Here is a 22,760-nt window from a genome sequence, read left to right as displayed (position 1 = left end):
GCTCTGTTTTGATTTATAGCTCACACCAAACTCTTGTTCTACATAAGTCACTAACTCTTCTAAGTTCCAATATTGTTTATTCTTTAACCACTCGACTACTACATCCGTTTGTCGCTCTGTCAAATACCCTGCCGAGCCTTTATATCCTAGTTTTATTCCTTCGACTCCTTGGGTTTTAAAAATCTTTTTCCAATAACCAACAAAGAATTCACTTACACCTAACACTTTGCTAATTTCATGGTACAGCTTACCTTCAAGCGCCATCCTGACAGCTATTGCTCGTTTTAGTTCTCACAGCATCGATATCGCTTTTAATGAAAGATTCTAATTGGGGTATTTCTTTTTCCATGTCTTTTTGTGGAAGTTGTAAGTTATTCATTTTTTTTTACGATCGAGTATTGCATATAATTGTATCATAATATTGATTCTGATTTAGGATTGCTATATTGCCTCACACCTTAAAATTGAGGATTTATTCATCTATAACCGCTCAAATGTTTGCCAGGTTTTTCCAAACACTTCTAGTTCTGGAGCAGAACAGATTACTGTCAAATAGCTGCCTGCGGTGTGTCGCTTGAGACGGCTCAATGCTACATAAATAGTAGCCAGGTCTTCTGGTAAGTTGGCGCGACTAATATGGATGACCATGCAGCGAGACTCCCAACCTTTAAAGCTGTGAATAGTGGTAGCCTTAACTCTAGCATCACCCATAAAAAAGCCCAATTTGCGGTGCTTTTGCTCGATGCGGTCGTTACCGAAAACATGGGCTGTTTTGACGTTACTTCGTTCAAGTAATTCGACACACTGCAAACCAAATTTATGATCTTGTAAAAGCAAAGTAATGTCAGAATAAGCTAATGTTTCAGGTTGAGTCCAAATTGGCATACTTAACACTGCATCAGTACAAAGACTAACTGCTTGAACATTAGGGTTTAACTGAACCCACCGCATTTGTACAGGCCAAATATCGAGTTCTGAAGTTTCAGCTTCAGGAATATTAATCGAGCTATTTGGTAAATACTGCTTGGCATATTTCTCCAAATAATTGATTAAAGTAGGAGGCATCCGATAGCTGATATCCAGCCTAGTCCACGGGCCAACAAACCCAGCCCCTGCCATACTTTCCTCTGTCCAATCTTTAGCTCGTTGGTAAAGGTCTTGCGTCTCATCTGCCACTAGCAGCATTTCACCTTTGTCCCGACGTACCTTGCGGAGAGTATTCCACCAATCAAGATTAAAATCCTGACCTTCATCAACTAAAATAGCATCGTAGGTGGGGATTTGCCTTTGCTCCTTTTCTTTCTTTCGATCTTGTGATATCACCTCATTGACTAAATTAATTAAATCTACTTCCAGAACTTCATCAATATTTTGTCCGTCCCCCCACAGTGCATCGTACTCCTTTTTAAATCCTGCAGCCAAGCAAACTCCCTTACACCATTCGTGGAAGTGACACCAAGTAATATATTGAGTATCCATTTTCTTGGGCATTTGATAGCGGACAGCTACATCTCTCAAGTAATGCCACAAGGTAATGTTAAAAGTAACAACTAAAATATCTTTCTTTTGTGTAGATAATAGAGCCGCCTTTGCTGCCAAAACCAAGGACTTGCCTGACCCTGCTGAACCCTTGATGCGTCGATAACCTGTTGCGGTGCGAGTTGCTACTAAATCTTGTTGTTTTTTGTTCAGTTCAAGTGGCTGTCGCTGAGTTGACTCAGAATCTGGTTCAATCAACCAATGTCGCAAGTCCTGGGCCAGTTGAGCGTTCATAAATTTAGAGGAACGCCAACGGGATGAAGGAAAAACTTTATTTAACTCTCCTCCTTGTAGCGCATCAATACCAACAATTGGGTAATATTGTTCTTTAGCATCTAAAAGCTTGAAATATTGTTGAAAAGGGGAGAATAACCTCTCGATTTCACTGGTAGTGGCTTTAGTTAAAATGACACCAGCGGTAACAATAGATAAAAATTTACCATCAGTTAAAGCGTTAATCGCCAGTCGCGGACAGTACAGGTTCAAAATGCTATCTTTATAATGAATAGCTTTCTCAATAGGGTTATCCGCCACCTTAAAATCCACACCTGTGCGGGAAGTAGCCCAAAGTTCAGGGATGCCTTCTAAGGAATTTTGCACTCTATAAGGCATCGCATTTAGATCCCAGTCTTTGATCTCATAAACTGCTATCCCGACTTTGGGATTTAATAAAACAAAGTCCGGTCGTAAACCGTTAAGGTGTGGCTGAATGTAAATTTCCCACTCCTCTGGCAAGTGTTTCAGAAAAAAATCTAAAACCTTTCTTTCTCCTTTTGTCAGAGGCGTTCTCAAAGAAGATAGTTGGTCAAGGGGTGGAGAAATAAATCTAGGCATAAATCTAAATCAGAATAAGTTTATTGTGTAATATTCCAGACTTAAATAAAATTAAGCCAAGTAGAAACAATAGGTAAATTGCTTCTACTTGGCTTAACGAACTTCTAACAATTCAAGCGGTCTTTAGTAGCCTCTGGTGTTAGGCTTGTGGACGATGAAGCTGAGCACTTGGCACTGCTTCACGTTGTCAAAACCCATCACGCGGATGTAGCACTGGGGATATTCTTGACGGCAAGCTTGAATTTCTGTCATGATTTCCGGCAGTGATTTTGCACCAAACAAAGGCAACTTCCACAGAGTCCAATAGTGCATTTCAGCGGCAGAGCTTTCGCTGAATTCTACGCCGGGAATGTAGCCTTGATCCAGGATGTACTGGAGTTGCTTGGCAATTTGCGAGTCGCTCAGCGGGGGCAAATAAGACAGAGTTTCGTAACGGCGCTCTTTAGGTAAAGTCTTCATTTTTGGTATCTCTAAGGTGTGTGTTCGATCGCACAAGTCGATCGCTCAACTGGACAAATTATCCAGATTCGGTTCAGAATCAATTGAACTTTCAGGATTGCTGCTAGGGAGAGACCAATTAAGTTGCGTGATTCGCTCCAAATGCTGGCGCCTGTGTTCCATATTCGCCTGTTGAATGTTAGTGCGAACCATCTCCGGCAAAAATTCCACTACATCATGAGCGAGATACTCCCGGACAGTCATGATCCGAAATCCCAAATCTTGATTTTCCAACAGCAGTTCTTGAATGTAAGCTTCTCCGTCTTGGATTTTGGCCTTAGTGGAAAAGTCGTTCAACCAGATTGCCAGAGGAGGATTGGTTTCGCTCAACTGAGCGACCACCATCCGCACGGATTGATAGGTTAGGTAACTTGCCAGCACCTTAGCGGTGTCTTTCGCAACTTGTTTGAGATCCATTTTTGACCCCAGCTCCCTCAAATTTTAGATTTTGGATTTTAGATTTTGGATGCAAACTTACTTGTAAATCTTCTTCAAAGATAAAGACTTCCCAGCAAGTTTGCGATCTCAAACCTAAAATCTTTAACCCAAAATCATCAGACGGTATCCATTGCTTCAAACTCGAACTTGATTTCTTTCCACAGTTCGCAAGCAACGGCCAATTCAGGGCTCCAACGGCAAGCTTCGCGGATAATGTCTCCGCCTTCGCGCATCAGGTTGCGACCTTCGTTACGAGCTTGGACGCAAGCTTCCAAAGCAACGCGGTTAGCAGTTGCACCAGGTGCGTTACCCCAAGGGTGTCCCAATGTACCGCCACCAAACTGCAAGCAGGAGTCGTCGCCGAAAATTTCCACCAAAGCAGGCATGTGCCAAATGTGGATACCGCCGGAAGCAACCGGCATGACACCGGGCATGGAAGCCCAATCTTGGGTGAAGTAGATACCGCGAGCGCGGTCTTGTTCGATGTGGTCTTCGCGCATCAAGTCTACGAAGCCCATCGTGATGCCTTTTTCGCCTTCGAGTTTGCCCACAACTGTACCGGAGTGCAGGTGGTCGCCGCCGGACATCCGCAAGCACTTGGCAAGTACGCGGAAGTGGATACCGTGGTTCTTCTGACGGTCGATCACGGCGTGCATGGCGCGGTGGATGTGCAGCAACACACCGTTGCGGCGGCACCATTTGGCCAAGCTGGTGTTTGCAGTGAAACCACCGGTCAGGTAGTCGTGCATGATGATGGGGGTTTTGATTTCCTTAGCGAACTCAGCCCGCTCCATCATTTCTTCGCAGGTGGGGGCGGTTACGTTGAGGTAGTGACCCTTGACTTCGCCGGTTTCTGCTTGGGCTTTTTCAATAGCTTCTTGAACGAACAAGAAACGATCGCGCCAGCGCATGAACGGTTGCGAGTTGATGTTTTCGTCGTCTTTGGTGAAGTCCAAACCGCCGCGCAGAACTTCGTAAACGGCACGACCGTAGTTCTTAGCAGACAGACCCAATTTGGGTTTAATTGTACAGCCCAGCAAAGGACGACCGTACTTGTTCAATTTGTCCCGCTCGACGGTAATACCGTGAGGAGGGCCTTGGAAGGTTTTCAGGTAAGCAATGGGAATCCGCAAGTCTTCCAACCGCAGAGCGCGCAGAGCTTTGAAACCGAACACGTTACCCACCAAAGAGGTCAGCAAGTTGGTGACTGAACCTTCTTCAAACAAATCCAAAGGATAAGCAATGAAGCAGATGTATTGGTTGTCTTCACCGGGAACTGGCTCGATGTCGTAGCAGCGACCTTTGTAGCGGTCGAGGTCGGTCAGGAGGTCAGTCCAAACAGTCGTCCATGTACCTGTAGAAGATTCAGCAGCCACAGCAGCGCCTGCTTCTTCTGGGGGAACTCCCGGCTGCGGTGTTACCCGGAAAGCCGCCAAAACATCTGTATCTTTTGGGGTGTAGTCCGGCGTGTAATACGTTAGTTTATAGTCTTGAACTCCGGCTTTATACCCAGCCTTTGATTGAGTTTGGGTTTGCGCGTAAGCCATATCTCGCTTCCTAGTATTCGCTTAATTTTTTTGCCCGATCGCAGGCTGTTAAAAATATATCAACAAAGTGGCACTCTCAAATTTTAATATTCTTTTAATCATCATAAGTATTATTTATTTGGCTTTACATTAGGAAAACATTTGTAACATATCTTATAATATGCAAGCGGCGAAGGATGTACGAGGAAAGGCTGGGGATCGCAGAGCGGGGAGGAATTTTGAGCTAGCGAAAAATCGGGTGCAGCGAGCAGAACAGCATAAAAATACGCTATATGTAAAGAATTTAATACTTAAAAATCACTATTGATAACTGGTAATGGGTAATTCTTAATGGGTCAGGGTAATTAGTTAGAAATACCTAAAGTTGTGGTTGGCAGTTGCGATCGATCGGGCGATCGATCTCAACTGCAATTGAGTGTGTAGCAATCTAAAATCCAAAATCTAAAATCTAAAATCCCGTGACTTCCAGACCGCCAACTCAAAAATCGACAGCATAGCACATAATATGGACAGGACTTGTGCTCTCAAACCAAATACCTCGTTACAGCCATTTAACCTCGCTCAAAACCGGGTTTCTGGGTTAGCTGCGCGTAAGTCTACTATGGATATTTAGCCCCATTTTTACTCTGGTTGTGCCTCACCCCCCTTCAAAAGCCGTCCACTGCATCAATCCAGATTGCCCAAGGCCCTACCCTCAGACTTGGGGCAACAATTTTTGTCATAGTTGCGGGGCTCCCCTGCGCCTAAAAAATCGCTACGTGCCTATAGAAAGCCTCGGTTCCGGGGGTTTTGCAGCAATTTTCACAGTCTGGGACACAGAAACTCAAACCGAGCGCGTTCTGAAAGTGTTGCTCGAAACTTCCGCCAAAGCCCTGAAACTGTTCGAGCAAGAAGCTTGGGTTTTGGCACGTTTGCAGCACCCCGGCGTCCCGAGAGTCGAGCCTGACGGTTATTTCCACGTCCAAACGCAAAATTTTGCAGGCGGGGATGGAAATCCTGCAGCGAAGCGGCTGCCTTGTTTGGTAATGGAAAAGATTCACGGCAAAACTTTAGAAGAGGTTCTCGACGAGCACCCTCAAGGATGTCCGCAGGAATGGGTGTTTAGTTGGCTGAGTCAAGCTGTGGAAATTTTAGAGGAGTTGCACAGGTGTCAGATTATTCACCGCGACATTAAACCCTCAAATTTGATGCTGCGAGACCCGGAATCGCCCCAAGTTTTGCTGAGCAAGGGTTTGGGCGGACTGCAATTGGTGGCGATCGACTTTGGGGGAGTTAAACAAATGGGCGGTGTCGAATCCGTGGGAAAAGATTCTCGGAGTTCGACGCGGTTGATTTCGCCCGGGTACAGTCCGCCGGAACAAATTGCGGGCGGCGGTGTGGTGCCGGCAACGGATTTTTATGCCCTGGGGCGGACTTGCATTCACTTGCTGACGGGGAAGTATCCGGCGGAAATTGAAGATCCGATGACGGGGGAGTTGCGGTGGCGGCACATCGTATCTGTGAGTCCGGCTTTGGCGAATTTGTTGGACGATATGGTGCGATCGAACGTGCAGCAGCGTCCGGCGACTGCTGGCGATCTTCGGGCGCGTTTGCAGGAGATTTATGCTAGGAGTAAGGGCAAAATCGCGATCGCCCCAATGGGTCAAGCTATTGTAGAATTCTGCCGGCAAGCAGTGGTGGCGGGGGCGCAAAAAACGGCAAATTTGACGGTTTTGCTGTTCGGCGCGATCGCCCAAATCGTGGTAGCTTCTCTGGATACTGGCTGGGAAATGGTGCTCGGCGGCGTTGGGGGAAGTGCGGGGGCGATCGGCGGTTTGGTTTTGGGCTATGCTTCGCCTCTAGGCCCGCAAATTGCCAGTTTTCTGAATGAAGGTTTGCAGCAACTAATGCCTAACATGACTTTCGCTGTCGGGCCGGAAGTCCTGCTGTTTGGATTTGCGGGATTGGGAACTGCGATCGGTTTGACGGATGCGGGGAGTTTTCGCCAGCAAAAACAGTATTGGCTGTCTGGATTGATGGGAGCTCAGGGCTATTTGTTGGCGGGTTTGTGCTGGATGGAAGCAACAGCTTCTAGTGGTGTGCAGGGGGTTATTTTGGGAGCTTTTGCGATCGCCTCTTTGACTGTGGGAATGGGTTTGCGGAGCCATCAATTAGTTCACGCTTTGGTAGTGGCTGTTTTCTCTACGGGAATGTTTCTGTTTCTGAATGCTTGGAACATTTTTCCGGGGAGTTTCTTTGGGATTTTGTCACTCTCTAACGTTACCTTCGGCTGGCTGCAAATTTGGGGCTCAATTGTGTTTTTTGGTTTGTTGGGAAGTGCGATCGGGCTGTGTTTGGGAGTAAGTCATTATTTAGTTGTGCCCGTGCTCAGGTGGTTGGGATGGCGGTAGAAATTAACATTAAATCACTATGCTAATCGAGTCGTTATCAATTAAGTCTGTCTCAAAATTTTCAATGGTTGGTGCTCTGGCGATCGTCCTTGCGTTCATCAGCCCCAATCTAGCCAAAGCCGAATCGCGAGAACAAGCCGTCGATCGATTGACCGATTTCTTATTCTACAGAGTTAATCCTCAGTTAAACAATCGCAAACTCCAAGCTGGCGATCGCGAATATAGCAATCAATGGCTGAGATTGCGCGAAGCGATCGATCCGCGAGTCAAGTCGGTACAAGAAGTCTGCTTTAGGCCCGCCCCAGGAGATACAGGATGGGAATTCACGACAATTAACGGCGAAACCTACGAACAAACCTACGATTTACTTGCAGATACAATTTTTTACAGCCGCCATCCTCAACGCACCGGACAGCCAATTCCCAAAAGCGATCGGATCGGCATTAGTGAATGGTCAGCAATTCGACGCGAAATGTATATTTCCAATTGTGGACTGTGAGACTCGATCGCCTTACACCGCAGCATTTATCGAAGATAACTCCTAGAGTAGAGGTCATCTCTACACAACTCTGTAAAAAGAAAGGTTTTAAACCGATGAGTATGAAAAGTTGGATATGCGATCGCACTCTTATTACAACCAGAATTATTGCACCATTGATGGGACTAATCGCTATTGGATATACAAGTTTTGCCGGTGCTGCCCCACAGCAACAAGTTCCCAGCATAAATAGTGCAAACATCGATACAACAAGTAAAAAAAATTACCTGAATAATCCACTGAAAAATTCAACAATCGAGGCTTTAAATAAAAAAGTTCAAGTCAGCCTTGAAAATTCTCTAAGTCCCCCCAAAAAAATACCTCTTCAACAAGGTATGCCATACAAAGAGGCGCGTCAAATCCTGATTCAACAACGGTGGCAGCCAAGCTTACATGGTCAAGCCAACCTCAGAGATCGTTCTGTTAAAGAGCTATTTGATTTGGGATATAAAGAGATTAAGGATTGTTCTGGTACAGGAGAGGGGCCTTGTCGTTTTGAGTTTATCAATCAACAAGGAGAACTGCTAGTTATAGTCGCTACGACAAGAGGTTCTGAAAATACCAAACGTTTTGTGAGGAATTGGTGGATTGAGAAAAAGACAGATAGCAATCAACAAAACTCGTCATCAAACATAATTCAAGAAGGTCGTTATTGGTTGGGAGGTACGGATCAGGGTTTAGAGGTCAAGGGAAAACAATATCGATATTATGACGAGTCTAATATCGAGCGACCGTGGCAACCTCTCTCTGACTTACAATATATCAAAAAAGGCGTTGTGTTTGATGGTAAAAATTATTGGTGTTTATCTACTCTCGTACCTAAAACAGGAGGAATTTCTTGTTCTAGAGATGGATGGCAATGAAAGATTGATCGCCAGCTATATTGGGGAAATTCATAATTTTTATTGGGTTTAATCGTGCTAACTAAATCACTTTCAATTAAGTCAAGATCGAAGTTTTTAGGGGTGTGTGCATTAGCTATATCGCTTGTACTGGGTGGTTCCAATCTAGATAGTGCTACAGCGCGCGATTATGAATCACGCACTCAAGCTGTGGATAGGTTTACGGATTGGTTTTTTTATAGAGTGAATCCTCAATTAGGAGGTCGCAAATTGCGATCTGACGATGCTTCCGCCTACATCCGCGAATGGAATGCTATTCGCAGTACAGTCGATCGAGAAATGATTACTACACAAGGAGATTGCGTCGGTGATGCTTTCTGGGACTTCGATTATCGTTCTCATGCGCGATCGCTCGATCGGATTGCAGATACAATTTGGGATATCCGCGATCCATCGGGTGACAAAACTCGTGCAGATGTTTCTAAACAAGAATGGCAGAAGCTTCGCAACTCAATAATTAGAGAGCATTTTTGCTATTAATTTGCAACAATTGTCAACCCAAATTCAACAATAAATAACAACAGCGCTCTCAGTTACATATATTATTTAAAAATAAAATATGTACCCTGAATTGTATTATCGCTCAGTTAAGTTTAACCCTTGTTGGTGAAATCCAAGGAAATACAGCAATAGGAACCAGAAAATTTCGTCTGTTCAAAAATGTTACTCTTGCCGTAGCTGGACGAGAAGGCAGGTATGGTTGTGTAGAACGTCCCGCAGGAGAAGAAGCTTGACTCGGCTTAATTATCCAGGAAGATTTGGGTTGAGAAGGGGACTTGAAAAATCAGGAGTTGATTGTTTTGTCTGCTGAGGGAATGCAAAGTTATATTCGCGTATAAAATTTATATAATTTTCTCATCTTACTCTTAGTCCCCCTCGGCTGGAACAAAAGTTTGACTCTTAAGCGATTTCAATAGCATCATGATAAATTATATAACCTGCGATCGCCCGAATTTGATATCATAAGTAATAGCGGGAGATAATATTATATTTTTGCACTAAAATGTCAGTCACGACTCATCAATTAATTCAGTGGAAACAACAACGGCGACCAATTGTCGCGCTGACAGCTTATGATTATGCGATCGCCCAACTCATAGATCTAGCAGGGGTAGATATCATCCTAGTCGGCGATTCTCTGGCAATGCCCATATTGGGCTACGAGACAACACTGCCCCTCACTCTCGATGAAATGCTGCACCACGCTAAAGCAGTGCGTCGCGGTGTTCAACAAGCATTAATTGTTGTCGATTTGCCGTTTTTAACCTATCAGGAAAGTCCCCAGCAAGCCATCCACTCGGCCGGGAGAGTTTTGAAAGAAACTGGCGCTCAAGCTGTAAAATTAGAAGGTGGATATCCAGCAATGGCCGCCACAGTTTCGCAGCTAACATCCGCCGGAATTCCGGTGATGGGCCACGTTGGTTTAACTCCGCAGTCGGTACACCAACTCGGCTACAAAAAACAAGGAAAAACGGCCCAAGCAGCCGATCGCATCATAGCAGAGTCGATCGCGCTTCAAGAAGCAGGCGTTTTTGCGATCGTGCTAGAACACATTCCCGCAGACTTAGCCGCTCAAATTACCCAAAAACTAACTATTCCCACCATTGGTATCGGCGCCGGGCCGCACTGCGACGGACAAGTTTTAGTTACTTCTGATTTGTTGGGACTTTCACAAAAGCAGCCCCCTTTTGTGAAAGCTTACGCCAATTTGCGAGAAACAATTACCCAAGCTGTCAAAGATTATTCCCTAGAAGTTAGAGAAGGAAAATTTCCCGAACAGTAATTAATAGTAGGTTTTGTAGTTAGTACGTCCGTCCTCATAAAAATCGGTCGGAGGGCGTTACTGACTGCAAATGTTATTTAAACCTTCGGCTGCCCCTCTTCCTCCTTCTCATTTTCCTTCTGGGCAGATTCATCATCAGCTAGACCTACCCCTTCCTTAAAACTCCGCAGCGTTTTTCCCAAAGCATTTCCCAACTCAGGAATTTTCTTGGGCCCCAAAATTAGAATAGCGACTACCGCAATAATGCCCAATTCGGGCAATCCCAGACCAAACATACACTCATCTCCTGTAAAACTTGCTCGATCGGCAAGTCGATCTGCTGATATCCTTAAAAGTATCTACCTTTTTTCCTGCATCCTGCAACAGTAGAATCAAGTTTTATTAAGCTATCGCCCGATAAATAGGAATGTTAGAAATATCCAAGCCTTCCCTGCGCGAGCAACAGCACTACCTCATCCGCGAGTTAGCAGACCGGATGGAAGCAGTATGGCACCGCTATCTCGACCTTGAACCCTACTACCTGCCCGCTGAGTTGGGATACGTGGAAGGGCGCTTGGAAGGAGAAAAACTGATCATTGAAAACCGCTGCTATCAAACGCCCCAGTTCCGCAAAATACACCTAGAACTCGCTAAAGTCGGACCGCTGCTGGATATCCTGCACTGCGTGATGTTTCCGAGACAGAATTATGCTTTGCCGATGTTCGGTACGGATATCGTAGCAGGCAAAGGGCAAATTAGCGCGGCGATCGCAGACCTTTCTCCCCTCAATTCCAGTCGAACTTTGTCGGAAACCTACCGAGCTCGACTGCAAAATTTGCCGGTCAACCACTTTTCTTGTCCCCGCCAAATTCCTGAATGGGGGGATATTTTCTCAGAATTTTGTCTGTTTGTACGGCCAGAGTCTATCGAAGAAGAAAGCAGATTTCTGAACATAGTTGAATCCTACGTTGAAATTCACTGCAAACTAGCAGTAGCTTCCGAACCAGTCTGTGCGGAGGAAGAATCGAAAATTATCGAGGCTCAAATTTACTACTGCACCCAGCAGCAGCAAAACGACAAAACCCGTCGCGTACTCGAAAAAGCTTTCGGTCAAGATTGGGCAGAACATTACATGACCGAGGTGCTTTTTGATTTCCCTCAATAGCTGCAATTTGTTTACAATACTTCACCGTGGGTGGAAAAAACTTAATTAGGAAATCACCTACTTTATAAGTCATGGGAAAGGAATCACGGGTTAAGGATAAATCATTTTTAAAACCCCCAGGGCGAGGAGTCATCGGTTTAGCGATCGCTGCCACTCTTATTACCACAGGAGTCGGTTTTTGGCAAGTATCTGAAATTAGAAAAGCCGAAGAGTTAAAGGTGGCCGCTGCCACGGCTGCTGCAAGTCCAGCCTCCACCCGCACCAGCGTTACCGCTTTGGGTAGGCTGACTCCGCAGGGAGAAGTAATCAAATTGTCGGCCCCTTCGGCTTCGGAGGGAGCGAGGATCGAACAGTTGCAGGTGGAAGAGGGCGATCGAGTCAGTCAAGGACAAATCATAGCAGTTCTCGATACGCGCGATCGGCTCCAAGCAATCCTCCAACAAGCCGACAAAGAAGTCAAAGTCAAACAAGCAGAATTAGCGAAAATTCAAGCAGGCGCAAAAACAGGTCAAATAGGTGCCGGGAAAGCCGAAGTTGCCAAGTTTGAAGCACAACTCCAAAGAGAAACCGAAGCCGAACAAGCTAACGTCGCCCGCTTAGAAGCTCAACTGCGAAGAGAAACCGAAGCCGAACAAGCTAACGTCGCCAAATTCGAGGCCGGGCTCCAAAGAGAAACCGAAGCCGAACAAGCTAATCTTGCCAAATTTGAGGCACAACTCCAAAGAGAAACTGAAGTACAGCAATCCAAAATTGCTAGGCTAGAAGCTCAATTGCGCGGCGAAATTGCCTCTCAAAACGCTACAGTCGATCGCCTCAAAGCAGAATTGAAAAATGCCGAAGCCGAGCAACAACGTAACAAAGAACTAGCCGAAACAGGTGCAATTTCTGCTTCAGTTTATGACACAAAGCGCTTAACTGCAGATACGGCTCGTGAAAAAGTCAGAGAAGCTGAAGCGATATTAGAAAAAACCGTGCAAACACTGCAAGAGCAAATAGTCGAAACTAAAGCCACACTAAAACAAACAGTAGAAACAGGCAAGCAGGAAATCAATCAATCCCGCGCCAATCTCAGACGCAAGTTAGAAACAGGCAAGCAGGAAATAAACCAAGCCAGAGCCACCTTAAATCAAAAGATAGAAACTGGTAGAGAACAAATCAATCAAGCCGAAGCAATACTCAAACAAAAAGCAGAAACAGGCCAAGAACAAATCAATCAAGCCAAAGCAAATCTAGACCAAATTGGTGAAGTCCGTGCCGAAGACGTGCAAGCCGCCCAAGCAGCCGTCGAAAGTGCGATCGCCGCCAAACAAAAAGCTCAAGTAGACTTAAACTTAAGCTACGTAAAAGCACCCGTATCCGGCTCCATCCTCAAAGTTCACACCCGACAAGGAGAACGCATCAACACTCAAGATGGCATCGTAGAACTAGGCCGCACCGATCAAATGTACGCCGTAGCAGAAGTTTACGAAACCGACATCGGCAAAGTGCGAAACGGCCAGCGCGCTACCATCAGCAGCCCCGTTTTTGCAGGCACTTTGGAAGGAAAAGTCGCTCGCATCGGCAAACAAATCAGCAAAAAAGATGTCCTTAGTACAGACCCCGCCGCCGACACCGACGCGAGAGTTATCGAAGTAAGAATTCGCCTCGATCCGGAATCGAGCAAGAAAGTTGCATCGTTCACAAACTTACAGGTTGAAGTTAAAATAGACATCTAAATTGTACCTGGACAGGACTTACGCATGGGGAATCAAGCAACCGGGTTTTTTAACGAGATTAAGGGTGTGAATCAAATAAGGGTAAAAAACCCGGTTTCTCAACACCCATTCTTAAATCCTAAAATTATTCAATCCAAAATCCAAAATCTAAAATCTAAAATCTAAAATCTAAAATTGATTGACTATTATGGGCAAAATACCGCTAGCTTGGGCACAGTTAACCCGCGAAAAAATGCGCTTAGCCGTCGCATTAGCAGGCATTGGCTTTGCCGACTTGCTAATGTTTATGCAGTTCGGGTTTAGAGACGCGCTTTTTGAAAGTTCGATCACCTTTCACGCTAAATTAAAAGGGGATATTTTTATCACCAGCACTCAATCTACGGCTTTAATAGCCATGAAAAGTTTTCCCCAGCGTCGCTTGTATCAAGCCTTGAGTTTTGACGGCGTTACAGCAATTAGTCCGGTATATTTAGGCTTTGGATTGTGGAAAAACCCCGATCCCAACCAGCGAAATACTCGGCAATTGATGGTAATCGGTTTTGACCCCGCTCATCCCATCTTTGAGCTGCCTGAAATCCAAAATAATTTGGACAAAATCAAAATTTCGGATGTGGTTTTATTTGACCAAGCTTCCCGCCCAGAGTTTGGGCCAGTAGCAGAGTATTTCAAACAGGGAAAAGTTGTTGAAACTGAAGTTGACAACCGCCGCGTTACGGTCAAGGGGTTATTTACTTTAGGAGCATCTTTCGGTGCTGATGGCAATCTGGTTACTAGCGATTTGAACTTTCTGCGAATTTTTGCATCGCGCCGAACGAAAGGTTTAATTGATATAGGAATTATTCACTTGCAGCCGGGAACCGACGTTCAAGCTGTTGTGGAAAAAATGAGGGCAACTTTGCCGAATGACGTGCGAATTTCTACTAAAGCAGAGTTCGTTGAAATTGAAAGAAAATATTGGGAAGAAAGTACCGCGATCGGCTTTGTTTTCACTCTCGGCGCGGCTATGGGATTTATCGTCGGCATCGTGATTGTTTATCAAATTCTCTATACCGATGTTACCGACCACTTGCCGGAATACGCGACGCTGAAGGCGATGGGATATAAGGATTTTTACTTTTTGAGCGTGGTTTTTCAAGAAGCTTTGATTCTCGCAGTTATCGGTTATTTGCCGGGGTTTGGAGTTTCTTTGGTGCTGTACAATTTAGGGAGAAATGCTACAAGTTTGCCGATGTACATGACTGCGGCAAAAGCTCTAACTGTGTTTGTAATGACGCTAATTATGTGTGGTGCATCGGGGGCGATCGCGGTGAGGAAATTGCAGGCAGCCGATCCGGCAGATATATTTTAAATTTGGTAATGGGCGCAGCGTAGCGGAGGGAATTGGTAACTTGACCACAATAATGGGCGATCGTACTTTAAGAGAGACAATCAGTAACGAGAAAAAATGCGTAGGCGCAGCCCGTCGCAGAAATCGCTCAGGATAAATGATTTGAGGGGCGATCGCAGACGGTGGTAGCAAAAGAATTACCTCTTCTGGTGTATTACCAGGTTTGCAAATGTCTGTGTTAGAGGAAGCGTTGCAGTTAAGTAGAACGCAGGATCAATCTCAGGTAGGTGCTTGGTTGATGGATCGATTTCGATCGTAAGATTTATTATAGGACGCAGAGAAAGAGGTGAGGAGAGCGATCGCATCGAGTCAAACTGCGGAATTACCCTCCCCAAATAATCAGCCATAAGTATATTTGATGATGTAATAAACGTATACATTCTTGGGACGGGTTTCCTTACTGGTACGTGCTTCTGAATCCAGCGGTAGGGCTGTAAAAGTAGTAGCTTTTTCTACAAGCATTGCAGCCTTATTCTCCCCCAACCTCCCAGTTATCTCGTTGACAAGTTGGTATGAATGTTGATGAATTTGTAGTGCATCTTCCTGCCGCGAACCAACCCCATTGTTGTTATCCTTATTATTACTACGATCGGGATGTTTGCGGCTTGATGCGTCTGGATCATCGTTGTTAGTACCGCCATCAACGCCTCTGAGAAATTGCCCTTGATAATCTGGTAGCTTGAATTTGCCACCTTCACCCCCATAAAGGTATCCGAGAACTGCAAAGAGTTCGGGATATTTAGATTTTTCGCGCAGTGTTCCATCGCACAGCAACCAACCTAGTGCTTCAATGTTGGTTGTGTACTCTGATGGTGGATCTGAGGCAAATGATGCAATCTTTCCGGCAAAAGCAACAACAGTACCAACAGGTAAAGCAACGGGTGTAGTTAAACCCATACGAGGAAGGGGCAGAGGGGGGATAGGTAGATTGAACATGAATTTTTACCTCATAAAACTACTGGAAATTGCGGCAGTTTCGAGCTATCTTGCAGCATAATCATCGAGGTAGGAATTGTAATTTCCCACGGCTTGCTGACATACTTGCACTCACAATCTAGCTTTGGTAATGTTTTGAGTTCGTTGACAACTGAGACATATTTCTCGTTTGTTGGGGTGAGTGAATTTTCCCCTGACCAAATCATCCCTGAAGACAGGTAATATAAGACCAGCATCGTATAGTTAGGTCTTACAGGTAGCAGCACTCTTGCGGATTCTGCTTGCAGAAAATTAGTGAAGATAGAATCAGTACCTGAGTAATAATTTAAGGCTGTTACCGTAAATTCTTCAGGGCTTACTTGTTCCTGCAAAGGCGGGGAAAATTGATAGGTCATCTCATCCCATTCAAAAGCTTGCTCAAAAAATTGGATATACCTTAGTTGAGCGATCGCATTATTTTCAGAAGTACCCACAAGTTGCAAGTGCTGCTGTAAAAGTTGCTTTGTGCAACCTTTTTTGAGTTCGTTGTTTTCAATTTGGCGGTTTTCTAGCGGATTGTGCGACCCAATTTCGGTTTTTTCTACTCCGGCACGTTCGTAATATTCCGCTTTTTGTTGGCGATACCCTTCCTGAATGGCGTTATAGGTTTTTATTTGCCATTCCTCATTTTTTTCAGAAGTCAGAGTGCATTTAACTTCAATAGTTACACAATATTTTTTATTTGTTTCCTCGCTATTGCACATCACAGAGACAGCGATCGCCGAATCTTCTTGATTCATTGTTAAGCTGTCGAGCTGCCTAGTAGATGCGTTGAGAGTAAAGGTTTCTTTACCAACAAATCCTTTCAGTTCAGCGTCATTGGAAAAAACACCAGCAACACAAGCAGAATCAGCTTTGTAGCCTTCAGGAATGGGTATTTTTTTCAAATTGATAGGCTCTCCATCTTTAAACGCTATTGGAATAATTTTAACTTCAATTGGTGGTGGTTGGATATCGTAGATTGTCGCTAGTTGAGCGTAATCCTTTCTCTTGACATCTGAGTAAGATTTCAGATTCAGTTTATCTGGACTAATTGGTGGCTCAAGAGAGATACCTTTAAGCTGAAACAAATTCCTAATGTAGGATTGAGCCGGATTTGGCAGCAGGAATTGAATCATCAGACGATGACCGTAATTCACCACATGGACTCGATAAATCTTGTTCACCCAGCGATAGATACCTATGACATTGCTCGTAATTTCTGTATTGTCAAAGGCGTGGATAACGATTTCTTCAGCCTCATTTAAGGTGCTGAATGTCCGCACTTGGCTGACATATCTAGCAATGCGATTTGCCGTGCTGGTCGTGATTTTTTTAGCAAAATTAGTGACGTTTTCTAGATATGGGTTTTCTGATGCGGGTGCATTTCCGACAGACCACGAACCTGTGTATGTGACGATTGTTGGCGAGCCATAGGTAGCTTTCAAGTCGTTGAAAGTAGTGGTAATTTTATCTTGAGCCAGAGTTTTTCGGGTTTCGGTTAATAGATCTGCTCTAGTACCTTGAATATCGGTGTCAATCTCTTCTAACTGTTCGCTGGCGTTGGTTACCGATTCATTAACTCGATTTAGTTTTCTTTGGGTAGTCTCTTTTCGCTCCCCTTTTAAAACGTTTTCAATATGAGCTACTTCTCCCAGTTCATATCTCAGTAACCGTTGTCTAACTAGCTGTAAATCTCCTATGGCATAAGGTTCAATCCATCCGGCTGGTTTAGATTCTGATGGGGATTCACCTTGACTTGCTGGCGGTAAAGGAAAGATATCTTTGGGCAATACAATTGTAGCTTTTGCTGCTTCTAGAATCTCTTCAGTCGTAATAATTCTACTTCCTGGATGGCAATGTTCATCATCTTCAGCAATTTTCTCAATTAGATGACACATCACCAAAGTCTTGGTGAGTTCTTCTAAGAGACGTGGGCGATATTCAGGGATGATAGTCAAAGCAAAATAATTCTGCCATACCCTATCTTTTGCAATCATGTAATCTGTGATAGCACCCTCTGTATTGTCAGTAATCTTCTCTCCAATCAGTTCGGGTAGATGACGACTGTGACCTTTGACGTATTCTTTGATATCATGCCAGCTACTTATATGTAGAACCTTTTTAATATGGAACTTGATTGTTGCTAAATCAATACATCTTTGATGACGCAACCATGTGTAAAGCAATGCAAAGAATTTTATATATCCTGGTAAGTCATTAACACTTTGCAGGAATTGACCTTGATAAGATTTACCACTTTTTGCTGTTCCCCCTTTAATAAAATTGTTCGCCTCGTTTTCGATGTCAGAACGAGCATTATTGTCTAGCTTAACTAACTCTTCATATAGATAGCCAGCTTTACCATCTTTACCATATTTGATTTTATCCGGTACTTTTGTCGGATCGTACTTGACAAAACGTTTCTGTAGTTCATCCGGCTTAATTTCTGACCAAGTATGCAGATAAACAAAAGGAAAGAGGTCTTGCTGTTCTCCACTGTTTACAAGTACTGTTTCTGGTAATGTTTCTGGAACAGGATTAACGATATGTACTGGCTTTTCCTCATATACTGGATTGTCAATATGGATTGGTTCTATTGGCTGACTTGGTTCTTCAGGTTCAATGATATCAATTGGTTGAGGAGGCTCATTTGGCTCCTCTGACTGACTGAGATCAATTGGTTTACTTGATGCCTTTGATTCAATGATATCAATGGGATATTTGGCATCGGTTGGATATAAAATGTAATCGGTTTGGTTGATAGATGGTTCACATATAATATCGAGACTTAATACAGGGTTTCCCTCCGTATCATGTTGGAATTTAAATCTCCCTCTGAGAAGATAATAAGGGCCACGATACCCAGGTTTTGCACGAAATGGAATTTGGTTGTTGTCGTTGTGTAATAAACCGCTACACAATTCATCACCACTTAAAAATACCTTGACTTCAAATCCATCGTTAAAATCGGCGATGCGCCAGTAAATGCTAACTTCATTGAAAGTTTTTGAGAAATATTGCTGAGTCATATTAGTGACTTCCTTTGCTAGGAGTAACGATTACTTTTACACTAAGGCGCTCATCTTCTCCTTAAACAGGCTATAGCTGTATGGCTGGGTAGATGGCAATACGGTTGTCTGGATCTTGCTCAATGTATCCAGGTGTCTGTGCATCCAAAGTCGGATTCCATTTTTGGAGTTCCTGAACAGGATCTGCGCCGTAACGGAGGATCTTTACGCAGCTTGATCTTTTCATTCCTTGACCGCCATCGGATCTGAAAAGAACACCGTTATTTCTAGCAACAATGTTCTCTTTCTGCAAAGGCATTCCAGCTGCCACCAGTAGATGAACATCTACACCCACTCCTTGATTTAAGTTTTGGTAATTCTCAAGATATTTAGTTCTCATGACACCATACGTATTTGGAGGATCATCTAGCGTCAGGTGATCCAGACAGATCTCAATGCCGAACAGAATAGGTTTTGTAGGGTCGTTCTTGAAATTGATCTGGAAGAATGGCGTTTGGCTCGAATCCAGGATTCGTTTGTAATCTTCTTCATCTCGATCCCATACCTGGGGTCCCTTGTTCAAGCCATCCAGACGAGAGAGGCGCTCCTTTTGCCATGTATGGATTATATTGCCAGCAAATAAAATCGGCACAGTGTTATGCACGATGACTTTACGCGCATCCTTAGTTGGTTCGCTCCACCAGATCGAACCAGGCACAATCATTACTTCAGAGAAAGCCATACTGATAGCCTGCAGATATTCCAACTTATTGAAGAAAGTTGTTCTCTGATATGGCAGCCCATTGCGATATTTAAAGTAAAATTCTGGTGCCATAAAGATAGTTAGAGTATCGTCGTTAAGGTATTTGACAACCTGGCCTTGAATCTTATTTTTTAGCTCGTTAGCTTGACAGGTGAAATAGTCCTCTTCCGACATCTCATCGTATTGGATGCCTTTTGCCTGGAGGATATCATTCAACTTGGTTGGATCGTGGGTATCAATTTCATAAGCTATTAGCTGAATTTTCATCGATCAAAATTCTCCCTTCGATTGATTTATGACTGGTCTATTACTTGAAAAATCTAGGCGTATTAGTCTTAGTACATCCTTCTCAAACACACCTTGCTAAGGAATTTACAGTTTCTAGAAATTGATCTTGCAAAGACTGATTCGTTGTCAGTGCCTTTGAAGTGCCTTGCCTTCTAGACTTCACCTGCGCCAATCTTTAAAAGTGGCAACCTTAACATTGAGCGCCCTTTCTACCGCATCAATATGATTTGCCGTACCCCGTGAACCATCACTATTACCTGAAACGTGCAAACCAACTATATAAACCTCATCATCAGATCCCGCCATCACGATCGCCGCTCCTGAATCACCTTCTTCTGTCCAAACTGCACTTTTTTTCGGATCTGGGACAATCGTGATTTGATCGGTAAGGGTGATAGCTCCTATGGGATCGGGATAGTTAATTTGCACTGTGGCATGACAACCATCAACAATACCGTAGGTAAGCCCTGTTGTACGACCGCGTTTGCGCACCTGCATACCCAAAATTGCACTTGTTGTTCCCTTAACTTTGCCAATCTGTTCAATTTTGGCTTCAGCAGCACGGCTGTTTCTAATACTGGCTGTGGCACAATCAACAGAACCACCATCTTTCAAAGCGGCTCGCATGACTACACCAAAGATATCATCTGGATATTTACCACCATCTCTTCGGCTTGGTTGGCCGATCTCAATCTCATTGATCAGTGGATTGATATTACCTGCTAGTAGAACGTGGTAATTACTCAATGCCAACAGGTTATAAGGAGGATTGTTGTCCTCGACAATAGCTCCTAATGTCCCAAAATAGAGGATGCGATTAGTGCTTCGATATGGGCCAATACTGATACCACCAACTAATGTATTGTAGTAAGGGAGATTTATTTCACTATCTGCTATTAGTTCAGTTATGACTGTTGATATTAAAGCATCAAACGTCGATTCAATTACATCAGTTTTGATACCATGAATTTCGCGAGGAATTGCTTCATAGGATGCAAGAATTTTCTTTTTTGTTACATACACACGAATTACAATTTCATCAGTTCTCTCTCCATTCACATATTTGTAGCCAATATCTACACCAGTCACGCCCGGTCGCCTTAGTAATTCGGCTTCTATAGATTGTTTGAGGTTTTTAATTTCTTCTAAATTTGTCATAGTTTTTTGTTACTCAATAAAAGCAACCCAAATCTGCTAATATTTTTTTAGCAAGCAAGATATATCGATATCTTGACATTTGCTGAATTTAATAACCGTAAGATAGAGTCTTTTTGTTAACCTTATCAACTTTAACCAAGACAGATTTATCTTGAGCGTTACCGACAAACTTAACCTTGTTACTTTTGCCATCAATATTTAATGTGTAAAAATTTGTTGCTCCTGATGCTGTTAAAATTGCCTTCACTGCTTTTGCCATCCCATCATCAATTATGTACTGGAGATAGAGTTTCTCTTGCTCAGGTGTTAGGGAATCATCCTGCCAAATATAGTCAATCATGCGAGCGTGAATCTGTTGCAATTCCTCTTTATTTGACCAGGTATCAACTCCAATAATACAGATGTGCTTAACTCTCTTCCCTTTCACTAATTCCCCAACTTGAGAAATGATATAGGCAAAAGCATAAGGGATCAAGACAGCATGACCTCCAGCGATTGTTCCATCACTGCATATACAAGTAACTGTCATGCAGCTAGTAAGGTTACTGTATTCCAGAGTACCCGGTGATACTATTTCTCCCCACTGATTTTCTTGTATTAGTGGCATATTAAATCCTTAACTTTTTCTTTGTGTTTCAAATATCAATTCCGTAATTATTCCGATTCCGTTACTTGCCCAGGAAAAGTCTAACTGGACTCGATCCTGGGCATTTACCTGTTAGTTGCTATCAGGTTTTTTTGTTGAGTAAACAAGGAATTTGAGCGGATTTGAAGGATGATTACCCTTGATGAAGGCATTTTCTAGTTCTCTGTCGTTAAAGTCGTAAACCCAATTGGCAAAGGCAGCGAATTGCGGCGCGTTAGGGTTACTCCCATCGTTATCACCCAAAAGACGTGCTGTGATGTTCATTTCCATCAGCCCGTCAGTGAGCGAGGCAAATTCTAGTATGTCAACATAGAAGTTAGCACCAGGAGTTAGATGACCGCGTCTTGTAGGATTGGTGACATTTTCATCATCAACATCCAAATCTGCAAGGTTCCAGTTTGAAAGGTTGGCTGTATTATAAGTAATCTCATAAGGCAGACCAAAATTTGACAGCACAGTACCCGGGCTAAGTAGGTTATTGGGAGAAAGAATTTCGTCGGGGTTGAGATATATAATCGTGGCGACGAAAGCCTTAGTCTCAGTTGGCAATACTTGACCATCGGGTGTTTTTGAGAGTGGCTTATAAGCTGTAGGATCGCCCCCAGGAGCAGGAGGAGGAGGGCTGAGGTAGGGACCTAGAGACCAGATATTCCACCAAGTATAAGGTGCAGAAACGCCTCCTGTAGGATCGAACTCACCAGCTTGGGCGCGTTGTACATAAGCTTTGCTAGCTCGTTGCACCTTTTTGATGATTTGCTGACGCAGAGATTCTGTGTGTACTGGATTCATTAGTGCTGATACCATATAAAATTTTTCCTTGCTTATTTCCATGTGGTGTGTTCGTAAATCCAATTTGTCCTTTTCACTGCTGAATGGCAACCGAATTTAGCCAAGTTAAGGCTTTGAAAAACGAACTTAAGAATTTTATGTCATTTATTTCCAAAACCAATAAATAGTAAGGGTTTCGGCTAATTTAAACTGGAATGAAGGTCGCCGCTGATCTTCCTGACAGTCTGACAAAATACTTGATCTTGTGATTAATTTAGGATTGACAAAAATAATGACAATTGCGATCGCTGCAAGAGATTTACTCAATCGCTGCTTGAATCGAGAAACCCGCTCCTCTGAGTAAAATTGGCTTAGACATAGGCAAGCGCCACTATCCATGACACCGAGCCACCGATATTCGCAGACTCGCGATCGCACTCATTGAGCAATTATCTCC

At 43.8% G+C, this 22,760-nt stretch carries 21 protein-coding genes; 8 read left to right on the top strand and 13 right to left on the bottom strand.

The window, feature by feature from the left end; translation table 11 throughout:
• From QUA80_RS11010 to QUA80_RS10985, 6 genes are all read right to left on the bottom strand, one after another.
• Window positions 1-264, bottom strand: a 264-nt coding sequence (locus QUA80_RS11010) for a winged helix-turn-helix domain-containing protein (RefSeq protein WP_333424047.1), incomplete at its 3' end; no start/stop codon positions are given.
• A complete protein-coding gene (locus tag QUA80_RS11005) occupies window positions 254-379 on the bottom strand; it encodes a hypothetical protein (RefSeq protein ID WP_333424045.1) in 126 nt (41 codons plus the stop codon). The genes QUA80_RS11005 and QUA80_RS11010, both read right to left, overlap by 11 nt.
• 101 nt (window positions 380-480) lie before the next feature.
• Window positions 481-2,373, bottom strand: coding sequence for an AAA family ATPase (locus QUA80_RS11000; protein WP_333424044.1), 1,893 nt, complete (start codon window positions 2,371-2,373; stop codon window positions 481-483).
• A gap of 123 nt (window positions 2,374-2,496) precedes the next feature.
• The gene (locus tag QUA80_RS10995; RefSeq protein ID WP_333424042.1) at window positions 2,497-2,832 is read right to left on the bottom strand and encodes a ribulose bisphosphate carboxylase small subunit; all 336 of its coding nucleotides are present in this window, start codon (window positions 2,830-2,832) and stop codon (window positions 2,497-2,499) included.
• Between the two features lie 45 nt (window positions 2,833-2,877).
• Window positions 2,878-3,288: a RuBisCO chaperone RbcX gene (gene rcbX, locus QUA80_RS10990; RefSeq protein ID WP_333424040.1), complete on the bottom strand. Its 411-nt coding sequence runs from the start codon at window positions 3,286-3,288 to the stop codon at window positions 2,878-2,880.
• A gap of 137 nt (window positions 3,289-3,425) precedes the next feature.
• The gene (locus QUA80_RS10985; protein WP_015179212.1) at window positions 3,426-4,856 is read right to left on the bottom strand and encodes a form I ribulose bisphosphate carboxylase large subunit; all 1,431 of its coding nucleotides are present in this window, start codon (window positions 4,854-4,856) and stop codon (window positions 3,426-3,428) included.
• A 632-nt stretch (window positions 4,857-5,488) separates the two neighbouring features.
• Between QUA80_RS10985 and QUA80_RS10980 the strand changes: the two genes are divergently transcribed.
• From QUA80_RS10980 to panB, 5 genes are all read left to right on the top strand, one after another.
• A complete protein-coding gene (locus tag QUA80_RS10980; protein WP_333424038.1) occupies window positions 5,489-7,246 on the top strand; it encodes a serine/threonine-protein kinase in 1,758 nt (585 codons plus the stop codon).
• 19 nt (window positions 7,247-7,265) lie between these two features.
• A complete protein-coding gene (locus QUA80_RS10975) occupies window positions 7,266-7,745 on the top strand; it encodes a hypothetical protein (RefSeq protein WP_333424036.1) in 480 nt (159 codons plus the stop codon).
• 95 nt (window positions 7,746-7,840) lie between these two features.
• Entirely contained in the window at window positions 7,841-8,647 is an 807-nt protein-coding gene (locus QUA80_RS10970) for a hypothetical protein (RefSeq protein ID WP_333424034.1), read from the top strand.
• A 249-nt stretch (window positions 8,648-8,896) separates the two neighbouring features.
• Entirely contained in the window at window positions 8,897-9,166 is a 270-nt protein-coding gene (locus tag QUA80_RS10965; protein WP_333424032.1) for a hypothetical protein, read from the top strand.
• A 523-nt stretch (window positions 9,167-9,689) separates the two neighbouring features.
• On the top strand, window positions 9,690-10,469 hold the full coding sequence (gene panB / locus QUA80_RS10960) for a 3-methyl-2-oxobutanoate hydroxymethyltransferase (RefSeq protein WP_333424031.1): 780 nt from the start codon (window positions 9,690-9,692) through the stop codon (window positions 10,467-10,469).
• A gap of 77 nt (window positions 10,470-10,546) precedes the next feature.
• On the opposite strand, the gene QUA80_RS10955 is transcribed toward panB, so the two are convergent.
• Window positions 10,547-10,744 carry a twin-arginine translocase TatA/TatE family subunit gene (locus tag QUA80_RS10955; RefSeq protein WP_333424029.1) on the bottom strand — a complete coding sequence of 66 codons (198 nt, stop codon included), beginning with the start codon at window positions 10,742-10,744 and terminating at the stop codon, window positions 10,547-10,549.
• Between the two features lie 131 nt (window positions 10,745-10,875).
• Here QUA80_RS10955 and QUA80_RS10950 point away from each other — a divergent pair, with 131 nt between their 5' ends.
• The 3 genes from QUA80_RS10950 to devC all read left to right on the top strand — a co-directional run bounded on the left by QUA80_RS10950 (window position 10,876) and on the right by devC (window position 14,676).
• A complete protein-coding gene (locus tag QUA80_RS10950) occupies window positions 10,876-11,613 on the top strand; it encodes a phycocyanobilin:ferredoxin oxidoreductase (RefSeq protein ID WP_333424027.1) in 738 nt (245 codons plus the stop codon).
• Window positions 11,614-11,684: 71 nt separating this feature from the next.
• Complete coding sequence (locus QUA80_RS10945) at window positions 11,685-13,328, top strand: HlyD family efflux transporter periplasmic adaptor subunit (RefSeq protein ID WP_333424025.1); 1,644 nt, start codon at window positions 11,685-11,687, stop codon at window positions 13,326-13,328.
• A gap of 187 nt (window positions 13,329-13,515) precedes the next feature.
• A complete protein-coding gene (devC, locus tag QUA80_RS10940) occupies window positions 13,516-14,676 on the top strand; it encodes an ABC transporter permease DevC (RefSeq protein ID WP_333424051.1) in 1,161 nt (386 codons plus the stop codon).
• Window positions 14,677-15,054: 378 nt separating this feature from the next.
• Here devC and QUA80_RS10935 read toward each other — a convergent pair whose 3' ends face one another.
• The 6 genes from QUA80_RS10935 to QUA80_RS10910 all read right to left on the bottom strand — a co-directional run bounded on the left by QUA80_RS10935 (window position 15,055) and on the right by QUA80_RS10910 (window position 22,339).
• Entirely contained in the window at window positions 15,055-15,651 is a 597-nt protein-coding gene (locus QUA80_RS10935; RefSeq protein WP_333424023.1) for a phage tail protein, read from the bottom strand.
• Window positions 15,652-15,662: 11 nt separating this feature from the next.
• On the bottom strand, window positions 15,663-18,701 hold the full coding sequence (locus QUA80_RS10930) for a hypothetical protein (RefSeq protein ID WP_333424021.1): 3,039 nt from the start codon (window positions 18,699-18,701) through the stop codon (window positions 15,663-15,665).
• A gap of 70 nt (window positions 18,702-18,771) precedes the next feature.
• Window positions 18,772-19,710, bottom strand: a complete 939-nt coding sequence (locus tag QUA80_RS10925; RefSeq protein ID WP_333424019.1) for a hypothetical protein — start codon at window positions 19,708-19,710, stop codon at window positions 18,772-18,774.
• 180 nt (window positions 19,711-19,890) lie between these two features.
• Window positions 19,891-20,889 (bottom strand): hypothetical protein, encoded by a 999-nt coding sequence (locus QUA80_RS10920; protein ID WP_333424017.1) that lies wholly within the window; start codon window positions 20,887-20,889, stop codon window positions 19,891-19,893.
• An 88-nt stretch (window positions 20,890-20,977) separates the two neighbouring features.
• On the bottom strand, window positions 20,978-21,496 hold the full coding sequence (locus tag QUA80_RS10915) for a hypothetical protein (protein ID WP_333424015.1): 519 nt from the start codon (window positions 21,494-21,496) through the stop codon (window positions 20,978-20,980).
• Between the two features lie 111 nt (window positions 21,497-21,607).
• Entirely contained in the window at window positions 21,608-22,339 is a 732-nt protein-coding gene (locus tag QUA80_RS10910) for a hypothetical protein (protein ID WP_333424013.1), read from the bottom strand.
• Between the last annotated feature and the right edge of the window lie 421 nt (window positions 22,340-22,760).

The organism is Microcoleus sp. F4-D5 (genome assembly GCF_036704885.1).
Classification (GTDB): Bacteria; Cyanobacteriota; Cyanobacteriia; order Cyanobacteriales; family Microcoleaceae; genus Microcoleus.
This window is presented reverse-complemented; position numbering and strand designations above follow the sequence as displayed.